The organism is Mycobacterium simiae (genome assembly GCF_008370645.1).
In the GTDB taxonomy this organism is placed as follows: Bacteria; Actinomycetota; Actinomycetes; order Mycobacteriales; family Mycobacteriaceae; genus Mycobacterium; species Mycobacterium simiae_A.
Window position 1 is genome coordinate 1 of the sequence record NZ_VTZN01000362.1, and the last position, 1,853, is coordinate 1,853.

The 1,853-nt window shown below is 61.4% G+C and carries 2 protein-coding genes; both read right to left on the minus strand.

Going from position 1 to position 1,853, the window contains the following annotated elements; translation table 11 throughout:
- Positions 1 to 97: 97 nt before the first annotated feature.
- Positions 98 to 559 (minus strand): hypothetical protein, encoded by a 462-nt coding sequence (locus tag F0Q45_RS25785; protein ID WP_149656561.1) that lies wholly within the window; start codon positions 557 to 559, stop codon positions 98 to 100.
- On the minus strand, positions 549 to 1,676 hold the full coding sequence (locus F0Q45_RS25790; protein WP_149656562.1) for a tyrosine-type recombinase/integrase: 1,128 nt from the start codon (positions 1,674 to 1,676) through the stop codon (positions 549 to 551). The genes F0Q45_RS25785 and F0Q45_RS25790 overlap by 11 nt, the downstream gene beginning before the upstream one ends.
- Between the last annotated feature and the right edge of the window lie 177 nt (positions 1,677 to 1,853).

A 1,853-nucleotide genomic window follows, 5' to 3' on the forward strand; every position in this document is an offset into this window, starting at 1 on the left:
TTGAGACTTGCCATCTCGGGGGGCCTTTCAGCATCAGTAATGACGCCGTACGGCCGGACAGCCCGGAAACGGAAGCGCAAAGAGCGCAGCGGTAATGCTACCCGCTGAGTCGCGTCAGCTTGAGATTCAACACGCCAAGCGGAAGAACATAGCGTTTCCCATCCGCGTCGAACAACCACTTATCCAGCTCGGCAGCAAGGCCGTCAGCGATGATCACGAGGGTTTTGTCGCGCATCTCCACCCGTTTCGAGCACCGGTCGCAGTTGATCGTCCAGCTAACGTGCCAGTCGGGCCAACGGGTCTCGGTCAGGCTGCAGTTGCCCCACTTGCTCGCTGCGAATTTGTAGGGAATAACCCTGTCTCCGATATCCGGACTTGTGGCACCGTCCCGAAGGTCGATGTTCTGGCCCGTGACGTCTGCCGCGAGGATGGTCTGCTTGCTCTGTTCATCGACACCCTCTACGCCGATCTGACCATCAACCGGGCGATCGTCGTTGAGGTATGCGAGAACCTGCCCACTGCAGCAAACGACGGCGTAACGAATCCTCTCAGTCACCATGCCCCCCGTTGCTTGCAAGCTTAAACAGAAGTGCCGCAATCTCACGGTCTCTCCCCTGCGCTGCATGCTGATACCGCATAGCTGCCTGTGGTGTCGAGTGACCCAGTCGCGCCATCAATTCGGCCAACGATGCGCCGGTCGCCGCGGCAAGCACCGCTCCTGAGTGCCGAAGGTCGTGCCATCGAAGATCGTCGCGGCCGGCGGCCTTGCGCGCCTTGTACCAGTGCCGGGTGAGTGTCGACGGCTGCAGGTGGCTGCCATGCTGGGCCGGAAACAGCAGCGAGTCGCGCTTGCTGCCAACGAACTTGGACAGGTGGTCTTCGATTTGCGGGATGATGTGCGGCGGGATCGCGACATCCCGGACACCGGCGTCGGACTTCGGCGTGGTGACCTCGAACGTGCCGCCCTTGGTGCGCACGGCGGCGCGGCGAACGCGGATCACCTCGTGAGACAGGTCGACATCACCGCGGCGCAACTCCACGGTTTCGCCGAAACGCAGAGCGCACCATGACGCGAGCGTGACCATCAGCTGTAGCCGATCGGGCATGGCACCGGTGAGCACCGCCAGTTCCTCCACGCTCGCAGGCCTGATCTTGTGCACTCGCCGCGCCCGGCCCGCGCCGGTGATCCGGCACGGATTGGCTTCGACCAGTTCGTCATTGACGGCGCTGCCCATGATCGTCCGCAACAGGCTGTAGGCATGACTCCGCATCGTTGGCCGGTCTGTCAGTGTCGCCGCGTACCACTCGCGCACGTGTTTGGGGGTGATCGAGGCGATCTGGCGATTTCCGAAGGTCTCGATCACATGGTCGTCGAGGATGGCTTGGTAGTGCTCACGAGTCCGAGCTTTGATCGGTCGGCCGGCGACCTGGCGGCCGGCAAGCCACGCGCTCGCGTAGGCGCCGAAGGTGATCTTCTCGGGTTCGGCGACTGCCTTCGGGTTCCAGAGCTTCGCGTCGATCTCGCGGCGCCGGTCGGTCAGCCACGCTTCGGCATCAATGCGCGCGGCGAAAGTCTTGGGCGCAGTGATGTAGTTACCGTCAGGGTCGGTGAATCGGACCTGATACCGACCAGACGGCAGAGCGCGAATATTGCCGAACGAACGCTTCTTGGACATTTCCAGTGATCACCCAGTATCGCGTTTTTCGTGCCAGATATGTGCCTAATGAACATACATCATGTTCCGCTTGATTCCGCTTAGTGCACGCGATACTGTGCAGTGTGTGAGCAGTTCAGAGGCTATCTGCGCTGGTCACGACATGAAACCGGAAATCCCGAGATCGCCTACTTCAAT

Excerpts from the sequence above, each read along its gene's own strand:
- F0Q45_RS25785 (WP_149656561.1), bottom strand. The coding sequence starts at position 559 with ATGGTGACTGAGAGGATTCGTTACGCCGTCGTTTGCTGCAGTGGGCAG.
- F0Q45_RS25790 (WP_149656562.1), bottom strand. The coding sequence starts at position 1,676 with ATGTCCAAGAAGCGTTCGTTCGGCAATATTCGCGCTCTGCCGTCTGGT.